Consider the following 20582-nt stretch of genomic DNA (forward strand, 5'->3'; position numbering starts at 1 on the left):
GTTCTTTTAGTTGTTGATTTCATAACACTCTCCAATTTTGGGGGTAGAAAGTGTCAACCTTATTTAGGACGGCACAGAGTAAAAATAACAAAGGGATGCATCATGCATCCCTTTTTGTTTGCTTACGATCTAATGAGTTTTGTCATTCCGAGGAGCCTAAGTGACATCAGGAATCTACTAACCGCATGTGTCAAACCCAAAGTTAAGTAACGAAAAATGCCTTACATCAAAACAAAGAACCTAATCGCACTTCCGATTATTCCCACTCAATTCCATTCCATCCAACCAACGAACTCTATTCACTTACTCTGCCCACAGGATTTATAGTTACTGATACTTGTTCAAGGAGGAGCAATCGACATGACAACACCCATATCAGACATCGCCAATGTGATTCACCATGGTGGGAAACATACCGTCACTGGCTCTTGTCATGAATTGAAATTGCCACACTGCAGCATCTTGATCGATTGCGGACTCTTTCAAGGCAAAGACATCCATTTGGGCAACCGCAGGGCATCACTGGATATCGAGTTTCCAGTTAAACACATCAAAGCATTAGTCCTGACTCATGCTCATATCGACCATATCGGACGCCTACCTTGGTTACTGGCTGCTGGATTTAAAGGCCCCATTTACTGCACCAAAGCAACAGCCGAACTGGTACCGCTAATGCTAGAAGATGGATTAAAGCTGCAACTGGGTTTGAACTTCCATCAGCGTCAACAAGTCCTCAATGTCATTAAAAAACAGCTGAGACCCCATGACTACCAACAATGGCTGCAACTTGGTAAACAATGTTACCTACGCTTTCAGCCTGCGGGGCACATTCTTGGTTCCGCTTACGTGGAATTCAAACTTCCCAATCATGAAAACATCGTATTTTCCGGCGATCTAGGTCCGTCCAATACCCCGCTCTTACCCGATCCTATGCCGCCAAAGCGTGCCGACTATTTGTTCATCGAGTCCACATACGGCAACAAAGAGCATGAAGACACAGCCACTCGAACTGAGCGCTTGAACGCCATTATCGATCATGCACTGCGAGACGGTGGTGTAATTCTGATCCCAGCTTTCAGCGTAGGACGTACGCAGGAGCTGTTATTCGATATTGAGCAACTGATTCACCAACGCAACTTGTCGTCTTCTTTGCCAATCATCCTAGACTCACCGCTTGCGAAAGGAGTCACGAAGACCTACCGCCGTTTCAAAAAACTGTGGGGAAAAGAAGCAAAGCAAAAGCTCAACAATCATCGTCATCCCCTCGCCTTTGAACAATGCATTACTGTGGAAAGCCATCGAGAACATCAAGCATTAATAAATCGACTAGCCTCCACCGATGAACCTGCGATTGTCGTTGCGGCATCCGGTATGTGCGAAGGTGGAAGAATCGTCAATTACTTAAAAGCACTCTTACCAGACAAAAGAAATGATGTGTTGTTTGCGGGTTATCAGGCGCAAGGAACCTTAGGTCGAGAAATCCAATCAGGCAGCCACACGGTGGATATCGGTAACCAACCAATCGAAGCCAACGCGCTGGTCCATACCATCTCTGATATTCTGCACACGCAGACCAAAGCGATTTATTGAAGTTTGTTACTGGTATTCCAGCACAACCAAAAGCCGTGCATTTGATACATGGAGAGAAAGAAGCAAAAAAAAGAGTTAGGAGAAAAGTTGGAAGCAGAGGGAATTGAGGTGGTGTATTAAACTAATATCAGCAGACATTAGAACGATACAATCTAGTTCTTACTTATTGTTAATGAGTGAAAACAGCATAATAATTTGAATATCAACGTGCTTTAACTAACCTTTATACGTCAGAAAGCCATGTTAAAGCACATTGGTAACGAGACTGAACAACTATGCAGGTTCAGCAACCTTTACGGTTGGTGTTTTAGCAAGCTCAGCACTAGACGCTTTTTTGTATAGGTTCTCGTAGCAGTAGTTTGTCGCCTCGATGTAACCTTCTACACTACCGCAGTCAAAACGCTGACCTTTAAATTTGTATGCGATAACACAGCCAGATTGCGCTTGTTGCATCAATGCATCAGTGATTTGGATTTCTCCACCTTTGCCTGGTTCTGTGTTTTCGATAAGCTCAAAAATATCTGGCGTTAAGATATAGCGACCAATAATTGCTAAATTACTTGGTGCTGTGCCTGGTTCTGGCTTTTCTACCATGTTATCAATTCGGAAGATGTCATCTTTGATCATCTCACCAGCAATCACACCGTACTTATGCGTTTCTGATTCCGGAACTTCTTGTACCGCAACGATTGAACAGCGGAACTGTTTATACAGCTCAACCATTTGAGCTAGAACGCCTTGGTCCTCATTCACACAAAGGTCATCCGCGAGCACAACAGCAAACGGTTCATCACCGACCAGTTCACGTCCCGTAAGAATAGCGTGACCTAAGCCTTTCATTTCACGCTGACGGATGTAAGTGTAACTCGCTGAATCAATCAAAGAGCGGATATCATCTAACAGTGCTTCTTTACTTGTGCCTGAGATTTGATGTTCCAATTCGTAGTTCTTGTCGAAGTGGTCCATCAAAGAATGTTTGCCACGACCTGTGACAATACACATTCCATCCATGCCCGCTTCAATCGCTTCTTCAACACCGTATTCAATCAATGGCTTGTTCACCACTGGCATCATTTCTTTCGGCATGGATTTTGTTGCAGGTAGAAAACGAGTACCGTAGCCTGCAGCAGGGAAAAGACATTTTTTAATCATTTTAAATTCACCAACTGTAAAAATGGCCCCCATACATGAGAGCCATATATTATCGTTATACTAAAAATTTAATCACTACCAAACAAGTCGCGCGTGTAAACTTTATCCGCAACGTCAGCTAACTCTTCCACCATGCGGTTGGAAACAATCACATCCGCACTTTGTTTGAATTCACTCAGGTCTTTAATCACTCGAGAGTTGAAGAAATCTTCTTCTTTGAGTACAGGTTCATAAACCACGACCTCAACACCTTTCGCCTTGATACGCTTCATGATGCCTTGGATAGAAGATGCGCGGAAGTTATCCGATCCCGCTTTCATAATTAGCCGGTAGATACCCACAACTTTTGGTTCACGCTTGAGGATTGATTCAGCTACAAAGTCTTTACGGGTGCGGTTTGCATCCACAATCGCGCCAATGATGTTATTCGGCACTTCTTGGTAGTTCGCAAGTAATTGCTTCGTATCTTTAGGAAGGCAGTAGCCACCGTAACCAAATGATGGGTTGTTGTAGTGATTGCCAATACGCGGGTCTAAACCAACACCTTCAATTATCTGGCGTGCATCTAAACCATGTGCCTCCGCATACGAATCTAGCTCATTGAAGTACGCGACACGCATCGCAAGATAAGTGTTGGAAAACAATTTAACTGCTTCAGCTTCTGTAGAGTCAGTAAAAAGAACTTGAATATCGTCTTTTACTGCTCCTTCCAATAGCAAGCTAGCAAATACTTCCGCACGTTCGCTGCGTTCACCAACGATGATACGTGATGGGTGAAGGTTATCATAAAGCGCTTTGCCCTCTCGCAAGAACTCAGGTGAGAAGATGACATTTTTACATCCCAACTCTTCCTTGATTCGAGCGGTATAGCCAACAGGAACAGTTGACTTAATCACCATCACTGCATCAGGATTGATGGACATAACATCTTTAATCACCGCTTCAACAGAAGAAGTATCGAAGTAATGCGTGATTGAGTCATAATCCGTTGGCGTTGCAATCACAACATATTCTGCGCCTTTATAAGCTTTCTGCTTATCTGTTGTTGCGATGAAGTTTAGTTCCCTGTTTTCAAGGAAATGTTCAATCTCAGCATCAACAATTGGAGATTGTTTTTTGTTCAGTAATTCAACCTTTTCAGCAACAATATCTAGTGCAACCACTTCATGGTTTTGAGCTAACAGCATAGCGTTAGAAAGCCCAACATAACCGGTTCCAGCAACAGCAATTTTCATAATTTTACCCAAACTCTAAGAGTTACACTTCTGAAAAAGATTAGAATTAAACAACATAGTTCTTAAACAATCTATAGGTGTTTGTTGTTTGGAGTTGAGCGAAATCAAACCATTCAGCATAATAAAAAGAAATGGACACTAAGTATCCATTTAAATCTCTTCGTTTACAGCTAGCTCAGTATCAATCAGATTTAACTCCAATTGGTTGTGACTCCAGACTAAGTCACCAATACCGTCCGTAGGATTAAATCCTGTAGGAGCATTTAATAGCAATGAGCGGATGTTTTCGTGATCCATACTATGGCAGGCGAAATCGAGATCGTTCAACAGTAGTTCGTACTCTTTTAAAGGTAAATGAACCTCATGTGCAGTCATTATTCGCTCATGCGCTGTTTGTTTGACATTGTCGCCAATAAGCAACTCTTCATACAGTTTCTCACCAGGTCGAAGTCCAGAAAACTGAATCTCAATATCACCATGAGGATTAGCTTCGGATTTAACTTCAAGACCGGATAGTTGAATGAGATTACATGCTAAGTCTGTAATTTTTACTGACTCACCCATGTCTAAAACAAATACATCGCCTCCTTTGCCCATTGCTCCAGCTTGAATAACTAGCTGTGCAGCTTCAGGAATGGTCATGAAGAAACGAGTGATCTCTGGGTGAGTCACGGTTACTGGTCCGCCTGATGCGATTTGCTTTTTAAACACAGGAATCACGGAGCCTGAAGAGCCGAGAACATTACCAAATCGTACCATACAAAATCGAGTGCCATTTGGTTTTGCATTTTCTTGATCAGCAAGAGCCTGCAGACCAAGCTCCGCCATTCGTTTGGTTGTACCCATTACGTTAGTAGGGCGAACGGCTTTATCTGTAGAGATTAATACAAATGATTCAACACCGGCTTTAATCGCCGCGCACGCAGTATAATAAGTCCCATAGATATTATTACGCACACCCTCAATTACGTTAAACTCGACCAATGGAACGTGTTTATATGCTGCTGCGTGATATACCGTTTGAACTTTAAAAGAAGACATTGTCGTTTCTAGACGATGTTGACGTTGAACAGAACCCAACAAAGGAATAATGTCGCAAGTAAGCCCTTTTTCAATCTTAAGTTGATTTAGTTCGCGATCGATCTGATATAGACCAAACTCAGACAATTCAAATAAAATAATAGACTTAGGAGACTGCTCCACGATTTGACGACACAATTCAGAGCCAATAGAACCACCGGCACCTGTTACCATGACCACTTTGTCTTTGATATTCGCTTCTAGCAATACTTGTTGGGGAGCGACTGGATCTCGCCCAAGTAAATCCTCAATCGCGACATCCTTAAGCTCATCAATTTTGGCTTTACCAGAGACAATGTCAGTCATATCTGGCACTGTTAGGACCTCTACTGGTAATTTAGCCAGATCATCCAAAATCAACTTTCTACGAGAGCGCTTCGCACTAGGTACTGCGAGTAATATCTGCGAAATGTCGTATTTATTGATGACCGGCATTATGTCTTCTATTGCAAACACAGGTAAACCTAAGATCATGGTATTACAAAGAGTTGAGTCACCATCAATAAATGCTCTTACACGATAGTCTCCACTACTTCTTAATGCCATTGCTAACTGTCGACCACCCGACCCAGCCCCATAAATAAGAACTTCTTTACTCTGGGTTGAATAACTCTGAGCAACTAAAGATCGGACGATAACACGAGGACCGCCACAGAACAGCGCTAAGAATGCACCATAAATAATCGGTACCGTTCTTGGGAATGGATCACTCATATAAAAGCTCAATGCTGCAACGACGGTAGCAGAGACTACTGCACCAGCGGTGACAACAAACAGCGCTTGAAAGGTTAGGTACCGCAGTACAGCTCGATAGAGCCCTAATCGCGCAAATACCACTACGGTGATCAACGTGACAACCACTTGAATTCCCCATACTGCGGGGTAGGTAAAGTAATCAGTTCCACCTGAACGCACCAAAATTGCAAGGTGAAAAGCAATAAAAATCAGCACCGTATCAATCAAGACACTGACTATTCGTTTATTTGTTCGAGAAAGCTGCCATAAAAATTGTAGACGTTGCATAGTATTGTTAGTTTTAGTAAGTATCAGCGATAAACCTAGTAAGTTTAGCTCTACAATTCATATTGTTTTGAATTTTAGAGCTTCGTAACCAGGAAAGTTTTCAGTGAAGCGTAATGCACGAGCACGGTAGATTGCAAATTAATGTCGTGAATTATTGGAAAGATATAGAAAAAGAGTGGCAGATATACCACTCTATGTTGAATAACTTTAGAGGTTATTTTACCGCGTCTCCAGCCCCACTTCCTGTTACCGTCATCATGATGTATTTGAAGTAGCCTTTGACTGTGAGCGTATCGATCATTTGCTTGTCTGTCTTTGCAAGCAGTGCTGGTGTCGACATATCAATATTTTGCACTTGCGCTAAGCCCGTAATGCCCGGCAACACGTCGTAGACGCCCTTCGCATCACGCTCCGCAATAAGCTCTTCTTGATTGAATAAATTCGGACGTGGTCCGACCAAACTCATTTCACCTTTTACCACATTGATTAATTGTGGGAGTTCATCAATCTTAGTTTTACGTAAAAAGGCACCAAGTTTGGTAATAGACGCGTTGTTCGCTAAGTGACTCGCCACTGACTTGGTTTCTACTGACATAGTGCGAAACTTGATCAGTTTAAACGGCTTTTTGTTGCGCCCTACTCGCTCTTGCACAAAAATAGGAGAGCCAGTATCAAATAGACCAATGATAGTAACAATGAGTAATATTGGCCATAAGAAAAGCAACCCAAAGAGTGATGCTATAAAGTCTATTACACGAGTCATTTATTCACCTTTTCGTCCACCAACAAAGACTCCCTCATTGTATATTTTTGTTTCCAATTTAAAGTCGTATTTGCTAATGTGGAATCAATTTCTAAGTTTCCAATAATTTGTTCAACCAGAGAAGATTGCCCTAATAACTTGCCAATATAAATCATAAGCCATTTTGGAACGGGTAACTGAATTATTTTTTTATTTTTTGCCTCTGCTATATTATTCGTAATATCTTTAATAGACAAAGGTTCAGATTCAGCGATTAAAAAAGTCTTATTTGAAGCTTTAGGGTGATATGCACAAACAAGTATGAAATCAACTAAATTATCAACAGATATAACGTTTCTCTTATTATTAATTGAACCAAAAGGTAATATAGGAAAGTAGCCGACAAGTTTTTGTAGCAAACCAAAATTACCGGGAGCTTTTTTTCCATATACTAATGGGGGACGAATAATAACGACCTCCATATTAGTTGATAGCGACAATTCAAGCAATGCCTTTTCCGCCTCGAACTTTGACTTCGTATAATGATTATTGGGATTTGGTATACTTTCTTCGGTAAATTTTTCATTGAAAGATGAATTACCCAAAACTCCAATAGAACTAATAAATATAAATCGTTTAACTCCGGCCTCAGCAGCTTGTATAGCTAAATTTAATGTCCCCAAAAAGTTAACTTTTTCGTAATCTAATACCGATTGAGCGTTACCATGAGCCACCGAAGCCAAATGTATCAAAACTGAGATTTTCGATAAGCCCTCATGCCAGTTTGTATCAGCAGAGATATCACCAACTGTATAACTAGACTGGTTCGGACACGGTTTTCTGACAAAAGATCTATATGAAATATTCCTTTCTTGAATTAACTTGATAAGAGACGTTCCAACAAAGCCACTTCCACCTGTAATACCTAGCACAAAAACACCTATTTTTTCAAATTGCTAAAAGCAGGGTCTTCAATTATCTCCCTACGAACATGTTCCATTCTATTTTTAATTTTTTCACGGAAAAAATCGTTATTATCGATTAAGGTAAATATCCTTTTTTCTAGAGCATCTAAGTTTTCGTGATTAACATCATCAATGTTCATCATGAAATCATCCATAGAAAATTGCTTCATGATGTTAGCTTTATAACCAGAATACGAGATAGCGAAAGAAGGAACAGAAGAACAAAGTGCAAATATGACAGAATGGAAACGAGTACCAATCAATATTTTTGCCTTAGAATACAACTGCATAAACTCAATTGCATGCATATGTTCGTATTCAAACTTAAAAATATTTTTATACTTTCCTTCAAGTAGTGACTCAAATTTCTTAGTTATTATTATATCATTTTCAAAACTATTTGGCCCTTTTACGTGAGGTACAATCAATGGGGAAAGAGAATATTTTTCATAAATACTTATACATAAATTCCGCATTGATTCTAGGTATGCTTGTTCGCCATTTTCATTTTTAAAATCATGTTGCCTTAAAGTAACGACAAAGAAATTGTCATAATCAAATTCTCTACAATTTTTCAAAGTGATATCATTCATCAAAAATGCATAATCACTTGTAGAATAAGTCTTACTTTTATCAACACCAATTAACTCTAATGCGCCTATAGATACAGACTCACGCACAGATAAACCTTCGGAATTATTCAATACAGTTCTGACTAATGCGGTATTAAACTTCGAAAGAAGTGTATCTTGATAAAAAGGCCCATAGGACTGAGCTAATAGTGAATACTTCACACCAAGATGTTTGGAGATAATTATTGGATATAAACACTTTATAAGATGAACAACACTATGAAGCCCTCTTCGATCATGTATAAAGTGTCCACCTTTAGAAACAACCACATCAGCCAAACGTATTTCCCTAATATAATCATTCTTTGAGGAACGGCTAAAAGGTATTAGTGACAAATTTTTAAAAAAACTAGCAATTTCTGACATTTTATCAAAAAAACTATCACTATAAGTTTTTTTGAATGGAGAGGGTATAAGTTTTATAGATATACTAGGAAAAACCTCTATAATTTTATCAATACTATCACTATAAAACTCATTGACCTCGTTAAGTTCTGATAGAACAGTTACGGAAAGCTTATCTCCATATTCCATATAAAAGCGTTGAATTACACTCATTACTATCGCACTATCACCAGAATTAAGATCTGACCAACCATTAGTAATTACTAACTTACACATTATTTATCTCCAACAACAGCATTTACTATATTATTCATTTCATTGGAAATATAAGCCCAATCAAATTCTTCAATTTCTTCATTGCTATAATAATCAATTTTGTCATTCAGGTTAATAACAAAACGTTCGAAGCTGTCTTTTATACAGTTTTCACTATTGAGCGAAGTTTCTCCACGCTCATAAAATTCAATCATGTCTGAAACTGCGTCATATTGATATGACACTGAAAATATGGGGGTTCTAGACGCTAAATATTCATAAATCTTACCAGGAACCTGGAGAGCACCTTTATTACCAAAAAAAAGCAAACCATCAGAATTACTTTGATAATTAACCACTTGATCGAACCTTATATTTCCAATAAATTGAACATTTATACAATCAGGGAATGATATCGATTTAACCATATTAAGAACATAATCTTCCATGTGCCCCGCAATTATTATATTAACTTTGACAGGAATATTTTGTACTTTTGATATTGCATGAAAAAAATTCTCGGGATTACGAATATCTTTGTAAAAGATGCCAGAATAGAATAAATTCAAAGTCTCTGATTTTTTATTTTCAGCATCTCGATTGGCGCGAAACATCTCGTAATCAACACCCTGCTTTACCACACTAACATCCGGTAATTTTTTAAATTTAGATTCAAAAGCTTGTTTGGTTGTATCTGTAGTAACCGTTATATGATCACTAGATCTAATAATCTTTGATTCAACAATACGATCTAACCAACGGCGAAAGTGCGGAACCGTTTCAGACGACGGATTGAATGACCATGGATCTCCATAATCCATGATCCATTTCATGCCGAACTTTCTTTTTAATTTATATCCAAGTAGATGCGTTGAAAACGGAAAGCCTACTGTTACTATAAGATCAACTCTATCAACACGATTTATTTCTAGAAATTTATTTTCCGCACTTTTATTCCAAAAAATCATTCTATCTGGGAATATACAAGAGCGAACAACCGATTTGTATATTTTTTTGACAAAACTTTTGTTCAAAACTTTTTTTTCATAGTCAATAGTATCTGAACTTTCATCAAGTTTTACTTTTGATGGATACATTTTTCTGTACAAAAAACCAGGCGATGTTCTATGAATCGCAAAGTCATCCTTTATATCATCAAGCTTTGATTCGTTATATATTGGATCATTTTCGCTTGGTTCGATAGTTATTAAATTAACATTATATTCATTAGATAAATGAGAACAAAATTTATTCCATGCTATACCTCTTCCAGCACCAATAGGTGGAAAGTTATACATAAACACAACTATATTTTTCTTCATTTCAAGCACTCTTCATATTCGTATACAATACTATCAACCATCGTGCTAAGTGAAAATTTTTGTGAAATTCGAATTGACTCTCTAGACATACTCTCTATATTTTCTTTCTTAATTTTAGAAAATGCTCGGTAAAAATCATCTCTATCACCAGGCTTGACTAAAAATCCATTTTTCCCATTTTCCACAATTTCAGGAATGCCTCCAACCACAGTACTAACAACAGGAAGTCCACAGTTAATAGCTTCAACTAATGTATAAGGAAGTCCTTCATCCATAGATGGTGCGATTAATATATCCGCCTTTAAGAACACATCGTTAATACTATCAGTATGACCTTTAACATTAACATTAGTTAATTTTTTGGCTCTTATGTAATCATCTATATATGTATCTAAATGCCCTGAACCGTATATCTCAAACTTAACTTCATCCTCGTTTAATGACTCTCTATCAATCAGGTCCATTAGATGAGATACGCCTTTCTGTTCAGTCAAGCGCCCTACGAATATGACGTTTTTAACTTTACGTTTAATATTTCTGGACGAATTGAAGTTACTAAAGTCAATCCCATTATAAATACATTTAACTCTATCTTTATTATAGCCTTGATCAATTAACTCAGACCTAGAATAATTAGAAACAGCCAAAGTCAAATCATCTTGCCCCTTAAACACGTGGAGTAATCGGTGTAACTGTAATTTTTTTTTACCGGAAGGCACCCAAAGTCCATGCGAGGTAGAAACCAATTTAATTTTTTGACCGGTAAATTTTTTTAAAAGAAGCTTAAGTATGCGAGCGAAGATTAGCGCTCTAGCTGCATGAGCATGTATTATATCTGGCTTCTCGTCTCTAACTATTTTTAGTATTTTGAAAAAGTCAATAAAACCACGCCCCATGGGAGTAGCAATACCTTTATCCTTTATACCCTCGATAAGAGAGTTTCCGTCAGAATAAATTAATTTTGCATCTATACCTTTATCATATATATTATTAACAATATCAACCACGTGCTTTTCAGAACCGCCATATGGTGAACCATTTAATATAAGATATAATACTTTATATTTTTTCATAACCACTTTTTTTTGTTGAATAAACTAACCATAACATTACAAGTATGGGTACTTCTAATATAACCATCATATTAACTGTAGAATTAATCAAGCCGCCATATAAATAACTCATAGGTTTCAACATAAAGAAAGGATACCAAAATAAGAAAAAATCGTTTGTATTAAAGTAGTTATAAGCAAAGTTTAAGTAGGATATCAGTCTTCCAAATAAAAATGCCCCTACAACTATACCTACAATACCAAAATTCAAAAGTAACTCACTTAACATAGTAAAATCAGTCACGAGAAATCTTTCAGCTTGTTCTGGGTGATATATCTGTGTCATCTGTGAATTAAAATTGTATGGCTTATCTGGGAAAATGCTTCTCGGAATTGGAGATGAAAGAAAGTCTACAAATGACTGACCGATATAGTAATCTACTGGATTTTTTACGACACGAATAAAATTATCAAACTGTACATACCTATCTAATATATTACCCAGTACATCAGAAATAACGATAGTATTATTAACGGATGTCACTCCATCTCGGTACATTCCATACCAACCAGAAAATATTATAAATACAAATACAAATGATATTATTCTTATCCAATCTGAACGACCGGTAATTTTGTATTTATAAAAAAATAACATTAATATTGGCACTATAATCATTCCTCTTCCTCCCAACGTAAATGTCACAAGAAAGTTAATAACCAATATAATAAAAGTAGAAAGTAGTAAGAGCCTATTTTTTGTTTTAAAATACATAACCGCATTTATAAACAAGGAGGTTTGCAAAATTAATAATACGAATGTTTGAACATATAAGCCACCGGAGTTTTGCATATCAATACGATTAGCTAGTACATTAGATATTAACTCTACTGGATTAAGCGTTCCCATTTTAATAGCATAAACCGCAATACCAATAGTTACCAAAACAAATGATCTGATAATTAAAGTAGAACTAACAACAACTCTATTAGATAGATTTTTATAAGTAATCAGTATTATTTTTTTATTTTTAATTATCAATGCTAGTGTGAAAAAAAATATAAAAATCAAATAGTAAAATAATGGTAGAACAAGATCGTCTTTTGGAAACTTATCAACCTCTAGTATATACATACCTTTTATAGAAAAAGGTATTAACATACCAACATAAGTTATGACTATAGGGCTAAATATATCACTTATCTTATTGTAACATATGAAAACACCACCTATTATCATAATTTGTGATATAAATATAAGCCATCCTGCTAAAGAGTCTAGGTAGTTAACATTACAGATCAAGCATACTAGAATTAATATTGCTAATATTTTTGATCTATTCACTTTTGTTACCTAAACACTCAGAATAAATATTACCCATCACTTTTAACACTTCTTTATCTGAGTATTTTTCAACTGATTTTATTGCGTTAAACTTCATTTTCTTATAAGTAGATTTGTCATTGTAAATTTTAAAAACTCTATCTGAAAATAATTCCGAATCATAATCTTCAACGACAAAGCCATTAACACCATCATTTATGATATCACGATTCCCACGGCAATTTGTAACGACACAAGGTAAACCACTGGATAGCGACTCCATAATATTGACTGGCAACCCTTCTTGTAAAGCAGTAGAAACTGAAAGGTCAGATAATTTCATGAGATCATTAACATCATTTCGATAACCTAAAAATTCTACAATATTATCTAAATTCAATAATGTACATTGTTTACGCAAATTAGTTTCTTCATTACCTTTACCTACTAATAATAGTTTTAAGTTATCAATTCGAGTCGTTAATTTTGCTATCGATTCCAATAATAACTTTTGATTCTTTCTTTTACTAAGCTCTCCCACATATATCAAAACGAATTCATTTTCACTTAAATTATTCATTTCACGCAGTCTTAATTTTTCTTTATCAGTTGGACATCTATATTTATCTAAGTTTATACCAACACCATCAACTAAATAGACGTTTTTACAACCAAATTTATTACGAATAGTGGCATTGTAATCTTCGTCATTAATTGTAATAAGGGTATCTGTTTGAAATGATAACAATTTTTCAACTGGATAATAGATTAACCAGTTGAAAATTTTTGCTCCTTTATAAAAATGAAATCCATGAGCTGTGTATATTATTTTGGACCTTTTCCCGGTCATAAAGTTAGCTAATCTGACTAATATACTCGCAACTGGTGTATGCGTGTGAATAATTTCGTATTTATTTTCTTTCAATAATTTTTTCAGTTTCAAGAAAGCTATAAAATTATTATATGACCATGGACTTCTTTCAAAAGAAACTTCATGTTTAACATCAACATATGGAACATTTTCATTTCCATTTGAGGCCACAGACACTTGAAAGTTTTTATTTTTGAACCACCGGAGATATGGTATATGAAAATGTCTAATATGCTGATCAATCGTAGCTACAAATAATACTTTTTTCATATTTACTTGATAATCTTATATATTAATAATGGGAGAAGTGGCAATGTTAATAGTGTATATACATATTCATAATTACTATTAGCTAATGTCATAAATGTAACTACAAATAAAAAATCAAAAATCCAATATTTATACTCTATAGCTTTCATATTCTTTGACAAAAGATAATCTGAGACCACATATTTAGTAAATGACACAATAACTAATAGTATCAAACAGTTTTCTAAACTATCACTATATATATATATCATCGAACTAAATACAATTGATAAAATCAAAGTGAATATGTTTACTTTAAGTAAATCTGACTCCTTTCTTAAAGCTTTCATGTAAGAGTTTGTCAATATTGATGTTTTAGTTTCAAATAGCATTATTGGAAAAACTAAAGGAAGATATTGCAGCGCGTTATTAAAATTAGGTAACCAAAGTGACATTATGCTATATAATGGAAAATATAAATTACAAAGAATCAACAAAAACATAAAAAGGTAAGACCTTATTTTTATATATACTTCTTTCCTTAGTTTTTCGTTGATGTTTCTTAAAACCGGGAATAATACTATACTGATAGAGTTTATGAATACTACAAATAATGTAGCTAAGCTTAATGTTAGTGAGACTTCCCCGAAAGCCAAAATTCCCCATTTGGCTTCAATCATATACCTGACTACACCAAATATAAGTAAACTACAAATGAATGAAAACATTAACTTAAATCCTGAGTATATAAACTTTTTTGTGTCTTCAAGCCCAAGTATTAAAGTTGCGCAGTTTACATTTTCATAAAAAAGTATACTTTTACATCTATAAGAAGAAATAGTCAAAGCGACAAGTCGAGAAAGAAGGTCAACTAAGATAATCATTTCAAACTTAACATCATAAAACAACAATACTATCGTTACACCAATTACTAAAGTTACTTTTTCAATAATAATGATACTTGAGTATTCTTTTATCCTGCTTGTCGCTTGTAATAGAAATTGACTATAACTTCTAATATTAGTTAACAGTAAACAAACTGCAATGTAAAAAGTAACTTGAGCATAATTATCACTTAACGTTGTAGATATGATAATTATGCTTACAGCTAAAAAAATCTGGAATAGTATGAACGAATAATAATTAGAGGAAGTTCTCTCCTTATTTATCGAGTCAAAATTCTTTCCTCCATTATTCAAATAAAAACCATCACTCCAGCCTAAATGCAAGAAACCGACATAAGATGAATAAAAGATGTATAACTGCCAGTAGCTATATTCTTCTAAGCCAATAAACTTTGGTAAGACTAATATTATAAATGCAGAAGCGAATATACTAAGAGCATTACTAGCCATAGCTCTTAGAATGTCCGTCAATACCTTTTTTTTTATATTAGTCATTATTTAAAATAGCGTTAATAATACGTTGACTTGCTTTCCCATCACCATATGGGTTATGGGAAAAACTCATTTTTTTATATTCATCTTGATCGTCTAGTAACAAATCAAGACTCTCTGTAATTTTCGTTATATCTGTCCCGACAAGCTTTACAGTGCCCGCTTCGACTGCTTCAGGTCGCTCAGTAGAATCTCGCATTACAAGTACTGGCTTTCCTAGTGATGGAGCTTCCTCCTGAATGCCGCCCGAATCGGTGAGGATGATATGTGCGCGGCTCATCAAATAGATAAACGGTAGGTACTGCTGAGGCTCTATAAGTAAAACGTTATCTGTATCACCTAGCATGCGGTTAACAGGTTCGCGCACATTAGGATTCAGGTGCATGGGATAAAGAATTTGCACATCTGAATGAGCTTTGGCAGTTTGAGCTAGAGCTTCACAAATTCGCTCAAATCCACCGCCAAAACTTTCACGGCGATGACCTGTTACAAGAATAAGTTTCTTTGAATCATCTAAAAACGGGAATTTCGCACGCAGCTCTTCATTGAGTTCGGAATCATTCTCGATTTTATTTTGCACCATCAACAAAGCATCAATCACGGTATTACCCGTCACTGAAATATCTTCTTCGGCGAAATTCTCTTTTAACAAATTCTGTTTTGAAGTTTCTGTTGGAGCGAAATGATATTTAGTCAGTGAGCCTGTCAAACGGCGATTGGCTTCTTCTGGCCAAGGTGAATAAATATTGCCAGTACGCAGTCCAGCTTCGACGTGCCCAACTGGGATTTGCTCATAATAAGCTGCCAAACTTGTAGCAAATGTGGTAGCGGTATCACCATGTACAAGAACTACATCTGGCTTAAATTCTTGTAGCACTGGCTTGAGTTCTAGCAAAATACGAGCGGTGACATCATTAAGGGTTTGCCCTTGTTGCATGAGGTTAAGATCATAGTCCGGTGTAATTTCAAAAAGCTCTAACACTTGGTCAAGCATTTCTCGGTGTTGAGCGGTCACGCAACACTTCGCTTCAAACCTTTCATCTGTTGCTAATGCATGAACAAGCGGTGCCATTTTGATGGCTTCAGGACGCGTACCAAATACCGTCAGCACTTTTTTTGGGGTCATTTTCTAGCCTAATTTCAATTATAAAATATGTCTTATATGTGAGCTTTCTCACTTCACCATCTCAGACATTTTCACGATCTGAGACACTTTTAGCGCAAAATGAGACAACCAAACTTAGCCATCTCATTTTATATACCTTGATTTCACCTATCTTGCCAAACCGGCCGCACTAGGTAACCAAAAAGCCTAATTCCTAATTTCTAATTCCTCTGTATCTTCTTTTCGAAACGCAAAACGTACTAATACAATTGCCACACCCAGCATGCCACCAAGCAATGAGCCTAACACACAAATCAGTGCTCGTTTTGGTCCATCTTTTAGCTCTGGTACCACTGCTGGGTCGACTACTTTGAAGATGAACTCTTCTTGCACCTCTGCAAGCATCAAGCTTTTGGTCTGCTCTTCAATGAGCTTATAGAATGTGCTTTGCATTTCAGCTACAGCCGTTTTTTGTAGCTGAGTGTTTAGATATGCTAGATTTTGTGAGGCTTCCGCTATTGTGCGTTCACGCATCACTTTGTTGATGTCTTCAATCAACCAGGTCACCCATCGCTGAGCCAAATAAGGAGAATAGTTTTTTACTGATACTGTGTATAAGCCGCTCTCTTTATCCTGACTAGCGCTCAAGACCTCTTTATTGAAGACTTCAAAGGCTTCTTGCGCTGTTGGTGTAGCGCCTCGTAGACCTTTTGCCTCACGTAGCCACTCCCCCGTATTTGGGTTATAAATTTCTTCATCGAGAATGAGTTTGTTATTTGCTAAATCCCAATCTTTGGCTGCCATTAAAGGCACAAGCAAATCATGCTTGTTAATGAATGCTTCAACAAACTGGCGTGACTTCATTACTTGTACAGCAAGGTCTGTTTGAGAAGACTCATTTCCCCCAAGATTCACTCCCGCTAAAGCAGCTAAACCGCCAAGTTGACCTGCCATTTTTGATAATCCGCCGCCGTTTGAGCTTTCAGCAGGTGCTAGAAGCGCGTCAGCTTTATAAATATTAGGTAAGCTAAGTGCATATAACACAGATCCAACTACAAATAAAAATGTGGTCGCGAGAATGATCCACTTGCCTTTCCATAGTGCTCTGAAAAGTTCACGTAGGTCAATTTCATCGTCTTTATATTGAGGGTTTGGTGGATACGGTAGGTAGTTTGGGTTGGATTTTTTTTGTGGTTCCATTGGTCTTTAATCCTAAGCTCTGAGGTTCGTTATACTGGACTCAGAGATTGGTGAAATTTGATAGATTGTTCTCCGACTTTCAAAACACAACCGCGCAGCGACAAGATTCCTAATCTCGCTTCGGCTCGCTGGAATGACGGGCTACGGCTGAATAATGCCACTATTGGTGTTCAGAGTAATATTTACCGTTTTGATTAATAATGTTCATAAAATTGAGCTTATGTAACTTCAATCGTTACATAAGCTCTTACTATTATTGTTTTTAAGCTGATTGGGATGACCTTATCGTTCCTTACTTCAACGCGTTGATCGCTACACCAGTTTGGTAAAGGATCTGCGTTGCCGCTGTCCAGGTGCTTAATGCATCACGGTAGTCCGTATCGATTGGTACAACAATTGTGTCACCCGCTTTTAGCTCTTCATGGTTATTACCGAACCAATATCCTGATGTAGGTTTGTAAACCGAGCCATCTGCGCGCACAACGAAGATACGGTCTTCGTCTGCTTGTTTTTTCGCGCCACCGGCTTTGTTCAAGTAATCATCCACATCTAGCTTGTTATCTAGTAGATATGTAATTGGAACTTGAACTTCACCCATAATGGAAACCGTGTTGCGGAAGGTCGGTACAAATAGGAAGTCACCATCTTCTAACATAAAGTCCGCAGAGCGCTCATCTTTTAGGATACGATTAAGCTGTACGACCATACGACCAAGAGCTTTGCTACGACTTGCCTCTTCAACAAACTTCAGTGTTTTGTCCGGGTCTGAGATTACTGAACCCATATTACTGTCTGCACGGAAGGTTTTCTTCGCTGTTTCTGCTCGCATATCTGCAGCATATTCGTTTAATAGCTTTTGCTCTTGAAGGCGCAAAGCCTCACGAGTAAAGATGGCCCCTTGCGGATGCGCAAATTCGGTTAGACCACCAGCACGTTCAAGTAACTCGCCTAAGGTCTCTCCTTGACGAACAGTATAAGTACCTGGGAAGCGAACCTCACCTTGCAGTGTTACTGTGCTTTGTAGTTTGACGTTGGGCTTCTCAAGAATGTTTAGGCGATCACGACCAACAATAACGACATCGTCAGCGGAACTACCCTTGATAGCTTGGCGTAAATCAATACGCTCAACATCAATAGAAGCGCGCTCATCTCTACTGTTTATTACTGTACGAGCTAACTCGGCGTTGATGGTGAATGCGTTATAAGTTAAACCACCAGCAGCTTCAATTAAGGTAGAAATCGTCATACGTGGGGTGATTGGGTAACGCCCAGGGTGTTTTACCTCACCGAAGACTTCTGCAATCTGCGGAGCCAAACCCAAACGCGATTGCTGTTGAAGCTGTAGCAAAACAGAAGCAAGTAATGTGCGGCGCGTATTTTGTTTTAATGCTTCAAAAGCTTCTTTGGTAATTTCTTTGCCACGGAATATGATTTTCGGCTGTTCTGATTCTTCAGTTGAAGATTGCCCCTTCGACACATTGCCTATCGCTGAAGATATTGCAACAGAAGAGCTCATAACTTTTTGCTCTTTTTGTTGATCCAGCTCGGCTTTAAATTGTGCTTGCTCAAGCGTTTTCGCTTTCGTAATCGTATCTTGGTTTGCAAGGGTATCTAAATCTTCATTATTGAAACGGTTAAATACCAGTACTCGGTCACGCGAGTTTAGCTTTAGGTTATCTTTACTGCTTGGAGAAAGAATCGCGTTAGCGAGGTTAACTTGATAAACCTCAATGTCACGCTGTGGATTAATCTCACGGACAACGACAGCATAGTTAACGTCAGCAGTGGAGTTAAATGACGTATCTACCGACTGGAACAAATCAGCAACACGCAGCCCGCTCTTCCATTCGATAAAGCCCGGATGGCGCACGTCGCCTTCAATTTGTATGTAACGAGTCAGTTCTTCACTCTTCTTCAGTACATTAACGGCGTCACCATCTTTGACTTTAGTTTGCTGGTCATGTGACTGGCTAAAGTTCAGTGTTAATACATCGCGAGCACCTTTCGCTGCATAACGTTTGACTTCAATTTGATCGCTATGAGCGTTAGCGGTAAAACCACCTGCCATTTTTATGGCTTGCTTATAGCTTTCACCTGATTTCACTTCATAGATTGCAGGGCGGTTTACCTCGCCATCAATAGCGATGGTATCACCAACAGCACCAATAAAGACCACATCGCCAGGTAACAGTCGAACATCGTTACGCGCGTCGCCTTTCAACAATAGGTCATACATATCAAGCTTACGAATCACCTGACCATTGCGCTTAAGTTGCACGTTACGCAGGGCACCACTCTCACTAAAACCACCACTGTAATAAATGGCTTGAGAGATCGTTGTTAGTGCACTAACAGTGTAAGCTCCTGGCTTGAAGGCATCACCCATAACAAAAACTTGCATGGTGCGCATTTCACCTAGCGAAATGTCACTGCGCACACCAATCATTTGCTCTTTTACACGCAGATTTAGAGAATCGCGCACGTCAGAGAATGTCATGCCGGCTACTTGAACAGGACCAAGAGAAGGAAAATTAATGATACCAGCGCGATTTACGCGAAGGCGATGCGTTGTGTTCTCTTTACCAAACAGTTGGATAACGATTTCATCACCAGCTCCTACCGTGTAGTCAGCCGGAACAGGCACGTCATTAATTGGGGCAAATGTCGTCGGTGAACCCGCAAATAAATCTAGACCAAAGCGCTTTAGACCTTGCTCATCTTTTTCTGAGTCTTCTGAGTCGTTAGCTTTTGTCTCAACAGTACTACTAGCAGCCGAGCGTTGCTCAATCACTTGAGGGTTTTGATAACTACTTGGCTGAGAAGAAAGGCCGGACGGAATAGAGATACCATACTTACTCGCCAATGCTTGTTGCTGGTCTGCTGGCAAGTTCTGAAACATCTGAATTTGTTCTGGGGTTGGAGTCTGCGCATGAGTAAGTGGCGCAAATAGGCTTGCTAGAATGCAAGCACCTATCGAGAAATATCCTTTGAGCATGATAATTCGCTATTTAAAGTCAGGAGTTAAAAATCCTAGCCACAAAAC

Annotated in this window: 14 protein-coding genes and 1 pseudogene; 1 reads left to right on the forward strand and 14 read right to left on the reverse strand. The window is 37.8% G+C overall.

Annotation, left to right across the window (positions count from 1 at the left end; translation table 11 throughout):
- Positions 1-360 precede the first annotated feature (360 nt).
- Positions 361-1710 (forward strand): annotated as a pseudogene (locus tag R7Q46_RS21375) (MBL fold metallo-hydrolase RNA specificity domain-containing protein).
- A 153-nt stretch (positions 1711-1863) separates the two neighbouring features.
- Here the strand turns inward: R7Q46_RS21375 and galU are convergent.
- The 14 genes from galU to R7Q46_RS21445 form a co-directional block, all read right to left on the reverse strand.
- A complete protein-coding gene (gene galU / locus R7Q46_RS21380) occupies positions 1864-2742 on the reverse strand; it encodes a UTP--glucose-1-phosphate uridylyltransferase GalU (protein WP_104979992.1) in 879 nt (292 codons plus the stop codon).
- Positions 2743-2810: 68 nt separating this feature from the next.
- On the reverse strand, positions 2811-3977 hold the full coding sequence (locus R7Q46_RS21385; RefSeq protein ID WP_318077778.1) for a nucleotide sugar dehydrogenase: 1167 nt from the start codon (positions 3975-3977) through the stop codon (positions 2811-2813).
- A 150-nt stretch (positions 3978-4127) separates the two neighbouring features.
- A complete protein-coding gene (locus R7Q46_RS21390) occupies positions 4128-6080 on the reverse strand; it encodes a polysaccharide biosynthesis protein (RefSeq protein WP_151514473.1) in 1953 nt (650 codons plus the stop codon).
- A 214-nt stretch (positions 6081-6294) separates the two neighbouring features.
- On the reverse strand, positions 6295-6843 hold the full coding sequence (locus R7Q46_RS21395) for a sugar transferase (protein ID WP_124007380.1): 549 nt from the start codon (positions 6841-6843) through the stop codon (positions 6295-6297).
- Entirely contained in the window at positions 6840-7754 is a 915-nt protein-coding gene (locus R7Q46_RS21400) for an NAD-dependent epimerase/dehydratase family protein (RefSeq protein WP_198556781.1), read from the reverse strand. Before R7Q46_RS21400 ends, R7Q46_RS21395 begins: the two co-directional genes overlap by 4 nt.
- Positions 7755-7762: 8 nt before the next feature.
- Positions 7763-9040: a polysaccharide pyruvyl transferase family protein gene (locus R7Q46_RS21405; protein WP_151514476.1), complete on the reverse strand. Its 1278-nt coding sequence runs from the start codon at positions 9038-9040 to the stop codon at positions 7763-7765.
- A complete protein-coding gene (locus tag R7Q46_RS21410; protein WP_124007378.1) occupies positions 9040-10341 on the reverse strand; it encodes a hypothetical protein in 1302 nt (433 codons plus the stop codon). The genes R7Q46_RS21405 and R7Q46_RS21410 overlap by 1 nt, the downstream gene beginning before the upstream one ends.
- Complete coding sequence (locus tag R7Q46_RS21415) at positions 10338-11414, reverse strand: glycosyltransferase family 4 protein (RefSeq protein ID WP_124007377.1); 1077 nt, start codon at positions 11412-11414, stop codon at positions 10338-10340. The genes R7Q46_RS21410 and R7Q46_RS21415 overlap by 4 nt, the downstream gene beginning before the upstream one ends.
- Complete coding sequence (locus R7Q46_RS21420) at positions 11401-12738, reverse strand: O-antigen polymerase (RefSeq protein ID WP_213872011.1); 1338 nt, start codon at positions 12736-12738, stop codon at positions 11401-11403. The genes R7Q46_RS21415 and R7Q46_RS21420 overlap by 14 nt, the downstream gene beginning before the upstream one ends.
- Positions 12731-13858, reverse strand: coding sequence for a glycosyltransferase family 4 protein (locus R7Q46_RS21425; protein WP_213872012.1), 1128 nt, complete (start codon positions 13856-13858; stop codon positions 12731-12733). Before R7Q46_RS21425 ends, R7Q46_RS21420 begins: the two co-directional genes overlap by 8 nt.
- Positions 13859-13860: 2 nt before the next feature.
- Complete coding sequence (locus tag R7Q46_RS21430; protein WP_213872013.1) at positions 13861-15237, reverse strand: lipopolysaccharide biosynthesis protein; 1377 nt, start codon at positions 15235-15237, stop codon at positions 13861-13863.
- Positions 15230-16360: a non-hydrolyzing UDP-N-acetylglucosamine 2-epimerase gene (wecB, locus tag R7Q46_RS21435; protein ID WP_213872014.1), complete on the reverse strand. Its 1131-nt coding sequence runs from the start codon at positions 16358-16360 to the stop codon at positions 15230-15232. Before wecB ends, R7Q46_RS21430 begins: the two co-directional genes overlap by 8 nt.
- Before the next feature lie 186 nt (positions 16361-16546).
- A complete protein-coding gene (locus R7Q46_RS21440; protein WP_213872015.1) occupies positions 16547-17539 on the reverse strand; it encodes a Wzz/FepE/Etk N-terminal domain-containing protein in 993 nt (330 codons plus the stop codon).
- Positions 17540-17831: 292 nt separating this feature from the next.
- Positions 17832-20534, reverse strand: coding sequence for an SLBB domain-containing protein (locus tag R7Q46_RS21445; protein WP_213872016.1), 2703 nt, complete (start codon positions 20532-20534; stop codon positions 17832-17834).
- Positions 20535-20582: the final 48 nt, after the last annotated feature.

It is taken from the genome of Vibrio sp. 811 (assembly GCF_033339195.1).